Source organism: Stenotrophomonas sp. STEN038 (assembly GCF_056759895.1).
This window is the reverse complement of record NZ_JBRRDW010000053.1, coordinates 1-15,944: the sequence shown is the minus strand read 5'-3', so window position 1 is coordinate 15,944 and position 15,944 is coordinate 1. Positions and strand designations below refer to the sequence as shown.

15 protein-coding genes are annotated in these 15,944 nt (G+C 65.2%); 9 read left to right on the top strand and 6 right to left on the bottom strand.

The genetic code is table 11. The features are described from left to right. Positions 1 to 94: 94 nt before the first annotated feature. Both ACVOLS_RS17750 and ACVOLS_RS17745 read left to right on the top strand, forming a co-directional pair. Positions 95 to 511 carry a MerC domain-containing protein gene (locus ACVOLS_RS17750; protein WP_481546726.1) on the top strand — a complete coding sequence of 139 codons (417 nt, stop codon included), beginning with the start codon at positions 95 to 97 and terminating at the stop codon, positions 509 to 511. A gap of 105 nt (positions 512 to 616) precedes the next feature. Further along, positions 617 to 796, top strand: a complete 180-nt coding sequence (locus tag ACVOLS_RS17745) for a 30S ribosomal protein THX (protein ID WP_296251805.1) — start codon at positions 617 to 619, stop codon at positions 794 to 796. A 113-nt stretch (positions 797 to 909) separates the two neighbouring features. Here the strand turns inward: ACVOLS_RS17745 and ACVOLS_RS17740 are convergent, their stop codons facing one another. The 3 genes from ACVOLS_RS17740 to ACVOLS_RS17730 form a co-directional block, all read right to left on the bottom strand. Further along, the gene (locus tag ACVOLS_RS17740; protein ID WP_481546725.1) at positions 910 to 2,160 is read right to left on the bottom strand and encodes an alkaline phosphatase family protein; all 1,251 of its coding nucleotides are present in this window, start codon (positions 2,158 to 2,160) and stop codon (positions 910 to 912) included. Between the two features lie 112 nt (positions 2,161 to 2,272). After that, on the bottom strand, positions 2,273 to 2,785 hold the full coding sequence (locus ACVOLS_RS17735) for a methylated-DNA--[protein]-cysteine S-methyltransferase (RefSeq protein ID WP_481546724.1): 513 nt from the start codon (positions 2,783 to 2,785) through the stop codon (positions 2,273 to 2,275). Further along, positions 2,782 to 4,272, bottom strand: a complete 1,491-nt coding sequence (locus ACVOLS_RS17730) for a DNA-3-methyladenine glycosylase 2 family protein (protein WP_481546723.1) — start codon at positions 4,270 to 4,272, stop codon at positions 2,782 to 2,784. The genes ACVOLS_RS17735 and ACVOLS_RS17730 overlap by 4 nt, the downstream gene beginning before the upstream one ends. A 165-nt stretch (positions 4,273 to 4,437) precedes the next feature. Here ACVOLS_RS17730 and ACVOLS_RS17725 point away from each other — a divergent pair, with 165 nt between their 5' ends. The 3 genes from ACVOLS_RS17725 (at position 4,438) to ubiM (ending at position 7,554) form a co-directional block, all read left to right on the top strand. Continuing rightward, on the top strand, positions 4,438 to 5,595 hold the full coding sequence (locus ACVOLS_RS17725; protein ID WP_481546722.1) for a COG3904 family protein: 1,158 nt from the start codon (positions 4,438 to 4,440) through the stop codon (positions 5,593 to 5,595). Between the two features lie 79 nt (positions 5,596 to 5,674). Then, on the top strand, positions 5,675 to 6,229 hold the full coding sequence (locus ACVOLS_RS17720) for a DUF4019 domain-containing protein (protein ID WP_481546721.1): 555 nt from the start codon (positions 5,675 to 5,677) through the stop codon (positions 6,227 to 6,229). Positions 6,230 to 6,375: 146 nt separating this feature from the next. Then, a complete protein-coding gene (gene ubiM, locus ACVOLS_RS17715) occupies positions 6,376 to 7,554 on the top strand; it encodes a 5-demethoxyubiquinol-8 5-hydroxylase UbiM (protein ID WP_481546720.1) in 1,179 nt (392 codons plus the stop codon). 181 nt (positions 7,555 to 7,735) lie between these two features. On the opposite strand, the gene ACVOLS_RS17710 is transcribed toward ubiM, so the two are convergent. Continuing rightward, complete coding sequence (locus ACVOLS_RS17710) at positions 7,736 to 7,999, bottom strand: RNA-binding S4 domain-containing protein (RefSeq protein WP_481546719.1); 264 nt, start codon at positions 7,997 to 7,999, stop codon at positions 7,736 to 7,738. A 195-nt stretch (positions 8,000 to 8,194) separates the two neighbouring features. Here ACVOLS_RS17710 and ACVOLS_RS17705 point away from each other — a divergent pair, with 195 nt between their 5' ends. The 4 genes from ACVOLS_RS17705 (at position 8,195) to ACVOLS_RS17690 (ending at position 13,946) form a co-directional block, all read left to right on the top strand. Further along, positions 8,195 to 10,159, top strand: a complete 1,965-nt coding sequence (locus tag ACVOLS_RS17705; protein WP_481546718.1) for a DEAD/DEAH box helicase — start codon at positions 8,195 to 8,197, stop codon at positions 10,157 to 10,159. A gap of 239 nt (positions 10,160 to 10,398) precedes the next feature. Next, a complete protein-coding gene (locus ACVOLS_RS17700; protein WP_481546717.1) occupies positions 10,399 to 12,024 on the top strand; it encodes a sensor domain-containing diguanylate cyclase in 1,626 nt (541 codons plus the stop codon). A gap of 54 nt (positions 12,025 to 12,078) precedes the next feature. Further along, entirely contained in the window at positions 12,079 to 12,801 is a 723-nt protein-coding gene (locus ACVOLS_RS17695) for a pseudouridine synthase (protein ID WP_481517538.1), read from the top strand. Between the two features lie 80 nt (positions 12,802 to 12,881). Further along, a complete protein-coding gene (locus ACVOLS_RS17690) occupies positions 12,882 to 13,946 on the top strand; it encodes a GGDEF domain-containing protein (RefSeq protein ID WP_481546716.1) in 1,065 nt (354 codons plus the stop codon). A gap of 25 nt (positions 13,947 to 13,971) precedes the next feature. On the opposite strand, the gene ACVOLS_RS17685 is transcribed toward ACVOLS_RS17690, so the two are convergent. Next, positions 13,972 to 14,892 (bottom strand): DMT family transporter, encoded by a 921-nt coding sequence (locus tag ACVOLS_RS17685; RefSeq protein WP_481546715.1) that lies wholly within the window; start codon positions 14,890 to 14,892, stop codon positions 13,972 to 13,974. A 46-nt stretch (positions 14,893 to 14,938) separates the two neighbouring features. Continuing rightward, positions 14,939 to 15,766 carry a DUF72 domain-containing protein gene (locus ACVOLS_RS17680; RefSeq protein WP_481546714.1) on the bottom strand — a complete coding sequence of 276 codons (828 nt, stop codon included), beginning with the start codon at positions 15,764 to 15,766 and terminating at the stop codon, positions 14,939 to 14,941. Positions 15,767 to 15,944 lie beyond the last annotated feature (178 nt).

Here is a 15,944-nt window from a genome sequence, read left to right as displayed (position 1 = left end):
CCGGAGGCGGCAGGGGGCTGGCGCAGGCGGCTAGGGCGGGGAGGACAATAATGTTATATTATTCCATAACGTTCTGCCGCCCCTGCTGGAAGTCATGCCCACCCAACCCAACGGACTACGCAAATTCCTCGATCGCTTTGGCGCCACCGGGTCCCTGATCTGTGCGGTGCATTGCGCGGTGTTGCCGGCCTTGCTGGCGGTGGCGCCGGCGCTGGGGCTCTCGTTCTGGCTCAGTGACGGGGTGGAAGCCAGCATCGTGATCTTCGTTACCGTGCTGGGCCTATTCAGTCTGATCTGGGGCTATATGCGCCATCGCGCGCTGATGGCCTTGTTGCTGCTGGTGCCGGGCCTGCTGTTGCTGTGGGCTGGTCTGCTGCACCCGGAGCTGCATCATTCGCGGGTTCCCCACGCGGTGGTGATGACCTTGGGCGGCGTGCTGGTGGGCTTGGCACATGTAGTCAACCTGCGCTTGAACCACGTGCATGTACACGACGCCAGCTGCGCACATTGAGGGGCGCATGGTAGGCTTCCTGTCCATGCGCGAGGGCGCTTGTTGTGGCCTCGCCAAACCCGTGCTTGCACGGGGTAACTGATTACAAACCAAGGAGTTGACGACATGGGTAAGGGTGACCGTAAGACCGCCAAGGGCAAGCGCTACAACGCCAGCTATGGCAATTCGCGCTCGCACGTGAGCAAGGTGGCCGTGGGCGCTGCTGCGCCGGTCGCCAAGAAGACCGTCACCAAGGCTGCCGCCAAGAAGGCTGTTGCCAAGAAGACCGTCGCCAAGGCCGGCTGATCCAGCCAGGCAGTGGTTACAGAAAAGCGGCGCATTGCGCCGCTTTTTTTTGCCTGCAGTGTGCGGGGTCTTGTGGCCAGGTTCCCGAGTGCGCTGCGCTTACCCGGGCGGGCTCACTTCGATTGGCGTAGCGCCTGGTCCAGTGCGTGCGGGTCGCCATCGTTGGGCTGGGCCGGGATGCCGATCAGGCGGGTAAGCAACGGATAGACGTCAACGTTGTCGAAGGCAGTGAGCTGCTTGCCCTGCACGAAGGCCGGGCCCCGCGCGACGAATACCGCCTGCATCGACGGTAGCGCAGGGTCGTAGCCATGCGAGCCGCGATCACCCGGTGGGCGCTTGGCGATGCTGTCGCGGGGAAGCGCATCCCAGCCTTCCTGCATCTGGCAGATGATCGCCGGTATGCGCGGGTTGCTGCCGTAATGCCAGCGCGGCGGCAGCTGCGCCTTGTTCCAGCACTGGTAATGCGCGTGCTCGCCGAGCAGCGCTTTCTCTGCATCGGCCTGCTTGCCCGGCAGCGGTGCGAAGCCTACCGACTGACCCACCGACACTACCTTGGCGATATCCGCCGACACCATGTCTTCGATGGCCACCGCATTGCCGAACTTGACCGTTGCCATGCCGTGATCGGAAACCACAATCACATTGGTGTGGTCGAGCAGGCCGTCGCGGCGCATGCCGTCGACCAACTGGCCGACGGCGGCATCGACCTGTTGCAGTGCGGTCCTGTATTCAGGCGAATCCGGGCCGTGGCCATGGCCGGCCTTGTCGACCTGTTCCATATAGGTGGCAACGAAGCGCGGCTTGATCGCGTCCGGTGCGCCGTGCAGCCAGGCCAATACCTGATCCATACGCTCGGACAGCGGCACGCTTTCGTCGTACATGCGCCATTGATTGGCATGTAGTCCGCGCACCGGTGCTTCGCTGCCCGGCCACGACCAGGTAGCGCTCTTCAGCCCGGCCTTGCGCACGCTGACCCAGATCGGCTCGCCGCCATCCCACCACGCTGCGTTCTGCACGGCGGCGCGGTCGCTGACCTTGAAGTCACCGAGCGCATCGGCGCTCATCGCGTTGTGCACCAGACCGTGATGGTCCGGGCGCAGGCCGGTGACCAGTGTGTAGTGGTTTGGAAAGGTAAGTGAAGGGTAGGACGGACGCATGCCGACGCTGCGCACGCCTTCACGGGCCAGACGCATCAGGTTGGGACTGTCGGCTTCGCTGAGTTTGTCCGCGCGCAGGCCGTCGATGGAAATCATCAATACGGTGGGCGGTGCTTCCGGAGCGGTAGTGGGCGAGGAAGGCGTGGTGGCGCAGGCGGCAAGCAGTGCGCAGGCCAATGCAGTGGCCGAAATGCGTAGGAAAGTCATGCCGCCATGATAGGCCGGGCCGGTGACCGTACAAATACAACCTTGGCCATGTTGCCCGTGGAGGGGCTCGAGCAGCCCGGGTAAGCAAAGTGCAGCTGGGGACCCCGCACGCTCAGGCAAACAGGTCCGCCACGCGCTCACCCTCGCTGGGCACGCCCTCCAGCTTCAACAACGCCGCCTTGGTCGGCAACCCACCACCGAAGCCTGTCAGTGCGCCGTTGTTGCCGATCACCCGATGGCAGGGCAGCACGATTGGCAAAGGATTGCGGCCGTTGGCAGCACCGACTGCACGGGTAGCTGTCGGCCGGCCGATACGCTCGGCCAGTTGCCGGTAGCTCCAGGTCGCGCCGAAGGGGATCTGCGCCAGCGTGTGCCAGACATGCAGCTGGAACTCGGTGCCGACCGGCGCAAGCTCCAGCTGGAACTCGTGGCGCTCACCCCGCAGATACTCCAGTAACTGTCGGCGTGGCTCGGCGACCGCATCCGGGTCGCGCTGCCAGTGTTCGCGACCCTTGGCGTCGTGGCGGTTTTCGGCGAACAGGATGTGGCGTACGCCGACCTGGTCGACGGCGACGGTCAGTGCACCGATGGGGCTGTCGAAACGGTCGTAATAGAGGGTGTTCATGCGCTGGCCTCCGTAGCTGCCTTGGAATTCTTTCTTTCGGTCGGCACTGCCAGATGCCACAGATGCAGCACCGCATAGGCGCGCCATGGCCGCCAGAGTTGCGAGCGACGCTCGGTTTCGCGTTCACTCAGGCGCTGGCCTTCGCCAAGCACCTGCTGCAATACCAGATCACCTGCTGGGAAGGCATCGGGCAATCCCATCGCCCGCAATGCCATGTAATGCGCGGTCCACGGGCCGATGCCGGGCAGGGCTGTGGCTTTCTGCACGAAGCTTTCCAGCGTCTGCGCACGGCTGAAATCCAAGCGTTGCTCGGCGCAGGCGCGGGCAATCGCACGCAGGGTGGCAGCACGGGTGCGCGGCAAACCGATGCTCTCCAGCGGCGCCTCGACCAGGGTTGCCGGTGCCGGGAACTGCCGGTCCAGGCCCTCGGGCATGCCGGGCAGGTGCTCGCCGAAGCGGTCGACCAGGCGCCGCGCCAGTGTGGTTGCCGCAGCGACGCTGACCTGCTGGCCGAGTACGGCGCGCGCTGCGACTTCAAAGCCGTCCCAGCCACCGGGAATACGCAGGCCTGGCCGCTCGGCGATGCCGCGTGCGAGCAGGGGTTCCTGGCCAAGGGTGGCATGCACGGTGCGCAGGTCGGCATCCAGGTCGAAGACGCGGCGGACTTTGGCGACGATGGCGGGAATCGCGCGTGGATCGGTGGTACCCAGTTGCAGGCGCAGTTCCGGCCGCTTGGTGTCGGCAGTGACCCGGATCAGGCTGGCCACACCATTGGCCACGACCACGCGTTGATAGCTGTGCTCGTCGATGCACTCGATGCCCGGCAACGAGCGGCGGCGCAGGAAGGCCAGCATCAAGGGGAAGTCCAGCGGCGGCCGATAGGCCAGTCGCAGCACCGGCTCACCACCTGCCACTGCGCCATGTTGCTTGCGCAGCGCGCTTGGCGGCATGCCGCAGCCTTCGAGGAAGGCGCTGTTGAAACGACGCAGGCTGTTGAAGCCGGCCGCCAGTGCAACCTGGGTTACCGGCAGCGCGGTTTCGGTCAGCAGCTGCTTGGCCAGCAACAGGCGACGGGTGGTGTGCAGCTGTGCCGGCGTCGCCCCAAGTTTGGCGACGAACAGCCGTTGCAGTTGGCGCGCGCTGACGCCCATTGCGTCGGCCAGAGCGCTGGCCGGCTGCTCCTGCAGGATGCCTTCGTTGAGTAAGGCCAGTGCCTGATGCAGGGTCTGGTCGTGCAGCAGATTGGCATCATCCGGTGATAGCTCGGGCCGGCAGCGCAGGCAGGGACGGTAGCCGGCGGCGCTGGCGGCAGCTGCGCTGGGGTAGTAACTGACGTTCTCGGGCTTGGGCGGCGGTGCCGGGCAAACCGGCCGGCAATAGATGCCGGTACTGCGCACGGCAGTGAAGAACAGGCCGTCAAAGCGCGCATCGCGGGCCAGACGGGCTTGTTCGCACTGCACATGGGCGGGCATCAGGAGGTTCTGCATGGCCCCAGTCTAGGCGCGATGGGGCTCGGCTACTGGCCATTTTCGGACATCAATGCGCGCGACGCTGTGTTGATTCATTGGGCGTTGCAGCAAGGAGGGTGTTGCGCACTAGACTGTCCACCTTCCCGGCGTGGCTGCGCCGTAGTACGGACCTGATTGCTCTCCATGTTGCCCAAGTTCTGGTGGTCGCCGTTGTTGTGCATCGGGCTGTTGGCCTGCAATCCGCAGACCGGCGAGAAAAAGCCTGTGGCCGATCCTGCTGCCACGCTGGCTGCCGATGGCGATCACATGGTGTCGATCAACGCCGCCGATGCACCGGCCCCGCCGGCGCCGGTGCTGCCGGCCAAGGACAAGCCCTGGCCCGAGCTGCTGCTGGAGAACGGCAAGGCCTGGGTCAGCTGCGGCACCGACTATGCCGGCGAGAACGGCGATGGCACCGAGCTGACCGCGTTTGACCGCGCCAGCATGGATGCCGCTCTGGAGCCCTGCAAAGAGCGCGGCCTGCTGCGGGTGCGTTATGCCGGGAAGATCAATCCTTCGTTCGCGGCGATGGTGACGCGTCTGGCGGTCGTGGCCGACGCGATGAAGATCAGCCGGCGCATCCTCGATCTGGATTCCAGCGGCGGCCAGGTGGAAGCGGCCATCGTTGCCGGTGACAGCATCGGCGAGTCGGGCTGGACCATCTGGGTGCGCGAAGGTTCGGTCTGCCACAGCGCCTGCGTGTTCGTGTTGGCGGCCGGTGACAATCGGCTGATCTCGGGCAAGGTTGGCATCCACCGCATGATGCGGATCAGTTCCAGTGCCAGTTCGCGCGCGGAGTTGAACAAGGAGCTGCATGAGGTCTACGACAACGTGAAGGACTACCTGCAACGCAACGGCGTGGCGGTGGGCGTGGCCGACCTGATGATGACCGTGCCAAACCGCAGCCTGCGGGTGCTGACCAACGAAGAGCTCAAGCAGTACGGGCTGGACGGCACCAATGCGGTGCAGGATGACCTGGAGCGGATCAAGCAGATGCGCAAGTGCGGTGATGACTTCGTTCGCCGCAAGGACTCCTTCCTGATCGCCTTCGACCGTGAGTGCAAGGTGGAAGGTGCCGATCTGGAAGCGGTGAACCGTTGCGGCCAGGCTTTGAAGGAGCAGTTCGGTTTCCCGGATGAGGTCTGTCCGGAGGAAAGCCCGTTGTCGGAAATCGACACCGCCATGCTGGAGCCGATGCCGACCGCCATCCCTACCGGTGCCGCGGAGGCGGTAGTGGCGCCTGCTGCGGCGGCCGCGCCAGCCGTCAGTGCGCAGGTGAGTGCGTCGGCTACACGAAAGTGAACAAGTGAAAGGGTGCAGAAGGTCGCAAACCGTGATTGGATCGGCATTCCGTTCAACTGAAAGCGTCATGGAGAGAGCTATGCGACCCAGTTGTTTGTTGATGGTGTTGTCTTTGGCCGTACCTGCTACAGGCGCTTTCGCGCAGACACCGGCTGCGGCCCCAGCGCCAGCGCGGGCTGCTACCCCGGCCGCGCCCGCACCGGTATCGGCAGCCGCACGGCCGGCACCAGCGCTCAGCGCCGCGCAGCAGGCGCAGGTGGCCAAACAGGATGCGGAAATGACTGCCGCGGCGCAGCGTGTGGCGCAGCTGGTGGACGGCCAACAGGCGGCCTCGGTGTGGGACGGTGCCTCGGCGGTCGCGCGCAAGGCGGTGACCCGTGATGTGTTCGCCAACAACGTCAATGCTGATCGCGCCAAGCTGGGCGCGCTGGTATCGCGTGGCAAGCCATCGATCACCCGCGTGCAATACCCGGCCGGCGCCTCGGTGCCGGAAGGCATCTACTTGAACGTCAGCTTCCCCACGCGATTTGCCAACAATGCGCAGCCGGTGCGCGAGCTGGTCTCGTTCCGTCTGGATGAGGACAAGGTGTGGCGCGCCTCCGGCTATAGCGTGCGCGCGGCCTCGGCCAACTAAGCGCCATCACACCGCCGGCATCGGACAACGGGCGCCACACGGCGCCCGTTGTGTTTGCGCGCTGATTGCCGGGTAGCTGATCTGGATCAATGAATCCTTACACCGGCCTGCTTACCCTGCCTGCGATAGGCATAACGGAGTGGCACATGCGCAAGGTGGACGTGGTGGTGGTGGGCGCCGGCCCGGCCGGCTTGAGTCTGGCCCGCAGTCTGGCCGGTAGTGGTCTGTCGCTGGCGCTGGTCGAGCAGCAACCGTTGGCAGCGCTGGCCGAGCCGGCCTTCGATGGCCGCGAGATCGCGCTGACCCACGCCTCGCGGCAGATCATGCGCAGCATGGGCCTGTGGCAGCGCATCGATCCTGCGGATATCTCGCCGCTGCGCAGTGCCAAAGTAATGAATGGCAGCTCGCCGTTCGCGCTGGGTTTCGCCGCGCAGGGCGAGGGCGTGGATGAGCTGGGATGGCTGGTTCCCAATCACCTGATCCGGCGTGCGGCCTGGGAGGCGGTGCAGGGCCAGGCGGGGCTGGAGCTGCTGGATGGGCGCTCGGTTACTGCAATCGATGCTGGTGAGGCGTACAGCACGGTCGGTTTGAGTGACGGCAGTCAGCTGCGCGCGCGGTTGGTTGTGGCCGCCGACAGCCGCTTCTCGGCGACCCGGCGGATGATGGGTATCGGCGCGCAGATGCGTGACTTCGGCAAGTCCATGCTGGTCTGCAGGATGCAGTGCGAGCGGCCGCATGAGCAGGCAGCCTGGGAGTGGTTCGGCTACGAACGAACCTTGGCGATGCTGCCCTTGCCGGGCAATCAGGCATCGGCAGTGATCACCATGCCGCCGCAGCAGCTGCAGCAGTTGCTGGCGCTGGAGGAGGCTGACTTCGGCCGCACAGTCAGCGGCTTCTTCGAACATCGCCTGGGCGCGATGACCCCGGTGGGGACGCGTCACGCCTACCCCTTGGTAGGGGTGTATGCGCACCGTTTTGTCGGCAAGCGGTATGCATTGATCGGCGATGCCGCGGTAGGCATGCATCCGGTTACCGCACACGGCTTCAATTTTGGCCTGCACAGCCAGCAACGGCTGGCGAAGCTGTTGTTGGAGGCGGTTCGTGGCGGCGGCGATATCGGTGCGGACGGGCTGCTGGCCAGTTACCAGCGCGGTCACCGGCTGGCGACGCGGCCGCTGTACGAGGCCACCAACGCCATTGCCGGGCTCTATAACGACAGCCGGCTGCCGGCCCGCCTGCTGCGCGGCGCGGCGTTGCGGGCCGCGCAGGGCGTGGTTCCGTTCAGGAAGTTGATTGCCGGGCATCTGACCCAGGCGCGGGTGTAGCAGGGGGCTCGCGGGTTTGCCGGATTGTGGGAGCGGCGTAAGCCGCGAAGCCGGTGCAGGTGGCAGGCGAGGGTGCGATGCCGGACAGGGCGTGAGCTTCGCGGCTTACGCCGCTTCCACAAACACTGCAGTGCTGACGGGGCGCGGGGAAGGCTCCTGCCGAGCATGGCTCGGCACTACATCACTCGTCTTCGTCTTCGTCGTCTTCTTCGGCGCGATTCGGGTCCGGATCGGCGAGCACGTTGATGCAGACATCGCCCAGTACCACCTGCTGGCCGCCGCGGATCTTGCAGGCTTTGCGCAGCTCCACCACGCCATCCACGGTGACCTGGCCGTCGGCAATGATCATTTTTGCCTCGCCGCCGCTGGTGACCAGGTCGGCCAGTTTCAGCAGCTGCTTCAGTTCCACGTAATCGCGGTCAAGTTCAAATTCGATGGTCTGCATGGTGTTCACGGATAAAAACGAGTGGTATTGTGCGTCATCGGCGACCCGTGCGGGTGCTCCAACAGGGGCCAAGCGGCGGCCGGTTGTGTTCGTAAGCTGAACGCAAATCAAGCCATGCGCGACAGCTGAGCTGTTTAGAGCGCACAATATGCGTCTTTTCGCCCGCCCGTTCGCGGCGGTGCCCCCGGAGTTACCATGTCCCAAGATACCCCCGCGCCGCTGCTGTTTGCAGATCTCGGCCTATCCGAGCCTGTGATGAAGGCAGTGGCCGAAGTCGGTTACGAGACCCCGTCGCCGATCCAGGCTGCCACCATTCCGGCAATGCTGGAAGGCCGCGACGTGCTCGGCCAGGCGCAGACCGGCACCGGCAAGACCGGCGCCTTCGCGCTGCCGGTGCTGTCCAACATCAATCTTTCCGCCACCAAGCCGCAGGTGCTGGTGCTGGCACCGACCCGCGAGCTGGCCATCCAGGTCGCCGAGGCGTTCCAGACCTATTCGGCATCGATGCCGGGCTTCCGCGTGCTGCCGGTGTACGGCGGCCAGCCCTATGCCCAGCAGCTGCAGGCCCTGCGCCGTGGCGTGCACGTTGTGGTCGGCACCCCGGGTCGCGTGATCGATCACCTCGATCGTGGCACCCTGGATCTGTCCGAGCTGAAGACGCTGGTGCTCGACGAAGCCGACGAAATGCTGCGCATGGGCTTCATCGACGACGTCGAAGCCGTGCTGAAGAAGCTGCCGGAAACCCGTCAGGTCGCGCTGTTCTCGGCCACCATGCCGCAGCAGATCCGTCGCATCGCGCAGACCTACCTGCGTGAGCCGGTGGAAGTCACCATCGCTTCCAAGACCACCACCTCGGCCAATATCCGCCAGCGTTACTGGTGGGTGGCTGGCATGCACAAGCTGGACGCGTTGACCCGCATCCTGGAAGTCGAAACCTTCGACGCGATGATCATCTTCGCGCGTACCAAGGCCGGCACCGAGGAGCTCGCCACCAAGCTGCAGGCGCGTGGCCTGGCCGCTGCCGCCATCAATGGCGACATGCAACAGGCGCAGCGTGAGCGCACCATCGCCATGCTGAAGGAAGGCAAGCTGGACATCCTGGTTGCCACCGACGTGGCTGCCCGCGGTCTGGACGTGGAGCGCATCAGCCACGTGCTGAATTACGACATCCCGTACGACACCGAAAGCTACGTGCACCGCATCGGCCGTACCGGCCGTGCTGGCCGCAGCGGTGAGGCGATCCTGTTCGTCACCCCGCGCGAGAAGGGCATGCTGCGCCAGATCGAGCGTGCTACCCGCCAGCCGATCGAAGAAATGCAGCTGCCGAGCGTGGATGCGGTCAACGACCACCGCGTGACCAAGTTCATGGACCGCATCAGCCAGACCCTGGCTGCCGGCGATATGGATTTCTACCGCGACCTGCTGCAGCGTTACGAAGGCGAGCACAACGTGCCGGCCATCGATATCGCTGCTGCACTGGCCAAGCTGCTGCAGGGTGATTCGCCGTTCCTGCTGACCCCGCCGGTGCGTGAGCGCCGCGAGCAGTCGTTCGAACGTAGCGAGCGTCCGTCGCGTGACGGTGGCTTCCATCGCCGTGACGAGCGTAGCGACCGTGGCGATCGCCCGGCCCGTTTCGAACCGCGCTTCGAGCGTGCACCGCGCCAGGATGATGGCGAGCGCGCACCGCGCCCGCCGCGTGGCGAAGGTGATTTCGAGTCGCGTCCGCGTCGCGAAATGCCGCCGCGCAGCGCGCCGGAGTTCGGCATGGAGACCTACCGCATTGAAGTCGGTCATACCCATGGCGTGAAGCCGGCAAATATCGTTGGCGCCATCGCCAACGAAGCCGGTCTGGAAAGCCGTTTCATCGGCCGTATCGACATCCACGACGGTCACTCGGTGCTGGATCTGCCGGCAGACATGCCGAGCGACGTGCTGCAGCACCTGAAGAAGGTGTGGGTGTCGGGCCAGCAGTTGCAGATGCGCAAGGTCGAGGCAGGCGAAGACCACGGTGCCGCTGCACCGTCGTTCAAGCCGCGCTTCGACAAGGGCGACGGCAAGCCGGGCGGCCCGCGTCCGGGTGGCCCGCGCGGGCCGCGTCCGGGTGGTCCGGGTGGTTCGCGTCCGGGTGGCTTCAAGCCGCGCGGCCCGCGCAACTACTGATCCAGGTAGTCCGATGCTTTACCAGACAACCCCGGCAATGCCGGGGTTGTCTGTTTCTGACCGTTTGTCGGCCTACCAGGACCGGATGGGACGACAAGTTCAACCCGCGACCGTCTTCACGTACTGCTCGCGTCGGGTTATTGCGATAATGCTGCTTATCCGCGTCGGGGAACGCGAGAGGGAGGCTCATGGCAGAAGGGGGAGGGGCAGATGCTGGCAAGGTCAGGCGTAAGTGGGCCATGCTCCTGCTGCTGTCGACGTTCTTTGCATTGTGGCCGTTGCTGGGTGCAGCCCAGCCGCTGCAGGTAGACCGTGACTTCCTGATTGCCGGCGGCGCAACGGCTGAACAGGCGCCCTTGCGTGCCTGCAGCGCCGAAGCCTTGGCGCGGATGCGCCCTGCCATTGAAATTGCTGCGCCCGCAGGCGGTTGGTCCGGTGCACCGCAAGGCGTGGGTGTGTTCAACGTGTTTGCGGGTGAGGTGATGATTTTCCATGGTGACCGGCAGGTCTGCGGTGATATGCAGGATGCGCGCACCCGCGACTCGCGCTTCCGTGCCGGCGTAGGTCTTGTGGTTGTGCCCAAGCAGGGCACGGTCGAGCCGATCCGGGTGGCCTGGGAGTCGCCGCTGAAGCCGCGCTGGATTCCCACCGTGCACCTCGCCGCCCCCAGCCCGCTGCAGCAGCAGGACACCCTGCGGCTGGTGGTGCGTACCGCATGCGTGGCGATTGCGCTGGCCTTGGCTTTGTCTGCGTTGATGGGGTTTGCCACCACGCGCGGGCGTGATTTCCTGATCTACACCTTGGTCTGCGGGCTATTGGTGGTGTGGCAGGCGGTGTTGAGCGGACTCAGTGGCTATCCCGAGCCGTGGCTGCCGGTGGACGGTCACGCGCCAGTATGGATGGTGTCGGTGTCAGCGCTCAGCTACGCGGTGATGGGCTGGGTGCTGTGGCGGATGTGCGGTGGCCGTCGTGTGCTGCGGGGCTCGCGGCCCTGGATGCTGGGGCTGATGGTGGTGCTGGCGCTGGTCGCGCTGGCTGCCCCGTTCATGTCCTGGCCGCTGTTGGCGTGGATGGCGGTAGCGCTGGATGACCTGTTCACGCTGATCTGCCTGACCTCGGTAGGCATCGCCATCGTCGCCTTGCGACGTCGTAACTTCCAGGCGCTGGATGGGCTGGTGGCGGTGATCCCGCTGTTGGTGATGGCGCTGGCGGACCTGATGGACAATCGCCTGCTGGTGGAATTCCGGGTCGAGGCGATCCAGGTCTCGGTGACCTGGTTCCTGATGATGGCGGCTTACTCGCTCAATCGCAGCCTCAGCCAGCTGCGCCAGCAGCGTGACGAGATGCGTGAGCTCGCCGATACCGATACCTTGACCGGCCTGCCAAATCGCCGCGCTGGCCTGCGTCAGCTGGACCACTATCTGCGCGAGGCCAAGGCTGCCGGCTTGCCGCTGTCGATCGGTTTCCTGGACATCGATCTGTTCAAGCAGATCAATGACAATTACGGCCACGACGGCGGCGACGAGGTGTTGATATCGGTGGCCGGCACCTTGTTGGCTGGCGTACGCAGCCGCAGCGACGTGATCCGCATGGGCGGCGAAGAATTCCTGATCCTGCTGCCGGGAATCGGCGCCGATGCGGCACGGCCGCGGCTGGAACAGCTGCGTGAAAAGCTCACCGTGCAGGCGCGTGGGCTCAAGCATGAGGGCCTGGTGGTTACCGCAAGTATTGGTCTTGCCGAGCTGCAGTACCGCGACAATGACGTCGCCGGGCTGCTGCGGCGGGCCGACAATGCCATGTACCAGGCCAAGCGCAGCGGCCGCGACCAGGTGGTGGACGCACGCGATATTCAGGAAGTGCCCTGAACGAGCAATCCTGCCGTGCTGTTCCGGCCGCGGGCGATGGCGGATAATTCGCCGATGACAATTCGAATCAACAAGCACATTGCCGAAACCGGCTTCTGTTCGCGCCGTGAGGCCGACCGCCTGCTGTCTGCCCGTCGCGTTACCGTCAACGGCATCGTCGCCGGAACCGGTGCGGTCGTGGGCGAGGGCGACGAGGTCAAGGTTGACGGCCAGCCGCTGCGCGCCCGTGCGGTGCAGAAGAGTACCGGCCGCCGTCATGTCTATATCGTGCTGAACAAGCCGGTAGGCATCACCTGCACCACCGAGAGCGCGGTGAAGGACAACATCATCGAGTTCGTCGGCCACGAACAGCGCATCTTCCCGATCGGCCGCCTGGACAAGGATTCGGAAGGGCTGATCCTGCTGACCAGCAACGGTGACATCGTCAACCAGATCCTGCGTGCCGAAAACGGCCATCAGAAAGAGTATCTGGTGGCGGTCAACAAGCCGGTCACTGACGAATTCCTGCGTGGCATGGCCCGTGGCGTACGCATCCGCAACGAGACCACGCTGCCATGCCGCACCAGCCGCATCGGCAAGTACGGCTTCCGCATCATCCTGGAGCAGGGCTTGAACCGGCAGATCCGCCTGATGGCCTCAGAGTTCGGTTACCGGGTCAACCAGCTGCGCCGGGTGCGCATCGACAACGTCAAGATCGGTGCGCTCAAGCCGGGCCAATGGCGCAACCTGAGCGAGCAGGAACTGCACGGCCTGTTGCCGCAACAGCAGCAGTGGTGAACTGTGACACGCTCACCGCGCCTTGCGCGGTGAGCCGCTAGACTCTGCAGCGCCTCCATCCTGCCGCTTTGGACCCGTGCATGATCAAGCCCGCATTGCCTGCCAATGAAGCCGAACGTATTGCCGCGCTGCAGCGCTACCGGGTGCTGGATACCGCACGCGAGCAGGAGTTCGATGATCTGGTGACCATCGCCCGCACCATCTGCGGCACGCCGATGGGGGCGGTGACCCTGATTGATCGCGACCGCCAATGGTTCAAGGCCCTGCAGGGCCTGGACGGTGAGCAGACCCCGCGTGACGAAGCCTTCTGCGCCCACACCATCCTCAGGCCGCAGGAGCTGACCGTGGTGGCCGATGCGCGCCAGGATCAGCGTTTCAGCGGCAACCCGTCGGTGTTGGGCGATCCGCATATCCGCTTCTATGCCGGCGCGCCGCTGCTCAGCAGTGATGGCTACGCACTGGGTTCGCTGTGCGTGTTCGATTCAGTGCCGGCCCAGTTGGGTACCCCGCAGGCCGAGGCGTTGCGTGCGCTGTCGCGGCAGGTCAGCCGGATGATGGAGATGCGCTTGCTGCGGATTGAGATCGATCATCACCAGGCCGAGCACGATTGGTACGAGGCGCATCTGCTCGAGTACTACCAGCAATTGGAGCAGCTCAATCTGGAGCTGTCCGAGCAGACCCGTACTGATCCGCTGACCGGCTTACCCAATCGCCGCGCTCTGTCTGCTGCGCTATCGGAAGCGATTGGACGCGCAGGTGGGGTGCCGCCGGCGGTAGCCATCGTCGATATCGACCACTTCAAGCTGGTCAACGACATCCATGGCCACAACGAAGGTGATCGGGTACTCGTCGAGCTGTCCAGCGTGCTGAAGTCGCAGTTCGCCGCGCGCGGCATGGCTGCGCGCTATGGCGGCGAGGAGTTCGTGATCCTGATGCCGGACACGCCGCTGCAACAGGCCGAGCTGCAATGCGAATACCTGCGCGAATCGGTGGGACTGCTGCCGATCGGCCTGCCGATTTCAGTCAGCATCGGCTTGGCCGTGCACCACGCCGGTGAAGCCCCGGGCGAAACCCTGCGCCGTGCCGATGCTGCGCTCTATCAGGCCAAGGCCGAGGGGCGTGACCGTGTGGTGGTAGCGAGCTGAGTCGGGCTACGCCATCAACAGCCGATCAGGCCGAGCCGGTGCTTGCCGTAGCCGGCCGCAGGCGGTTCAACAGCGGATGCAGGAACACGCCACCGAGAATGATCGCCACGCCCAGATAGAACTGCGGCGTCAGCTCATGCTGTTCGCCGAGGAACAGCATCGCCAGCACGATCGCGTAGACCGGCTCCAGGTTGGTTACCAACTGCGTGGTGTAGGCACTCAAGTGCCTTAGTGCGACCAGTGCCAAGGCAAACGGCAGCAGCGTGCACAGGCCGGACAGGGCCAGCAGCAACAGGCCGTCGTGCAGGTCGGGTATCACCCACAGGTCACTGGCCAGCGCCGGCAGCAACAGTGGCATGACGGGCGCCAGCAGTGTCAGGGTCAAGGTGCCTGCACCCAGTTCCACAGCAGTGACGGTCAGCGGATCGGCGTGGCCGACCATGCGCTTGTTGAGCGAGCCAAACAGCGCCACCAGCAATGCGGACGCGGCACCGACCGCCACGCCCAGACGCATGCCATCAGGTACGCCGCCAACCACCAGCGCGACACCTGGCAGCACCACCACACCCAGCGCCAATTCGCGCATCTGGAACGGACGGCGCGCGATCCACGGTTCGATGATGGCGGTGAATACGGGCGCCAGTGCGATGCAGGTCGCGGCAACCGAGGCATTGGCCAGCTTCACCGCGCCATAGAAGGTGAGCCAGTGCAGCGCTACCAGTGCACCGATACCGGCATAGCCCAGCACCAAACGCAGGTTCAGGCCCGACAGGCCGCGCCACACGCGTGGCAGCAGCGCCAGCATCGCCACCACCAGCAACATGCGCCACCACACCAGTGGCAGCGCAGGCAGGGTGATCAATTTGCCAAGAATGGCGGTGATGCCCCATAGCAAAACGCAGAAGTGGATCTGCAACAGGGCTTTGCGGGTGTCGTCGGTAGGCATCGGCCTATTGTCGCCGATGCGGGTTGGGAGCGCCGTGCTGCCTGCTTCAGTTTCTGTCGATCAAGCGCTGCAGTTCGCGTGCTGCCGACGGGTTGCGGTGCTTGGCGGCGCTGATGAAGTAGAGGAAAACCTCACGCGGCGCGGCGGCCGCCAACGGCGCGGCCAGATGCGGCAGCTCGGCCACGACTTCGCCCTGGCGCCAGCGGTGGACCCGTTCGGCCCATTGCGCCAGCTCGTCCGTTGGGTAGCCGGTGGCATGTTCGTCGCGGCTGCCCATCAGGCGTGCGTAGACGAAGTCGCCTGACAGATCGGCGGCGTTGGGATAGGCCGCCGAGTCGGTATAAACCAATGCGACCCCATGCTGGCGGATCAGCGCCACCAGCTCGGCATCGAAGCAGTTTGGGTCACGAACTTCCAGGGCATGCCGCTGGCAGCGGCCATTGACCTGCTGCGGCAGCAAGTGCAGGAAGGCGGCGAGATCCTCGCGGTCCAGTATGCGTCCGGCTTCGAACTGCCAGAGCAGGGGCCCGAGGCGATCACCGAGATGGCTGATGCCGTCGATGAAGTCTTCGATCTGCCCGCCGGTGCCGGCGAGTTTGCGCGCAGTGACAATACGCTTGGGTGCCTTGGCCGAGAATACGAAACCCTCGGGCGTGGCGTCGCGCCACGCCGCATAGATATGCGGCTTCTGTGCGCCGTAATAGGTGCCGTTGATCTCGATGCTGGTCAACTGCTGGCTGGCGAATTCCAGTTCACGCCGCTGCACCAGTCCAGCCGGATAGAACGTACCGCCGCGCCACGGCACATAGGTCCAGCCACCAATACCGATATGCACACCGGGCGTATGCGCCGCGCTCGCAAACAGATCGTTCAAAACAAGGCCCCGATGTCATGTGGGAGCGGCGTAAGCCGCGAAGCCAGCAATGTAACCGCACAAGGTAGTGCGGCGGCCGGGGGCGGCGGGGGGGGGGCCCCCCACCCCACCCCCCCCGCCGGATACACCGAAGCCGCAGGAGCGGGCCCGCCCGCCGGCGCCCCCCCCGGCGGGCGCG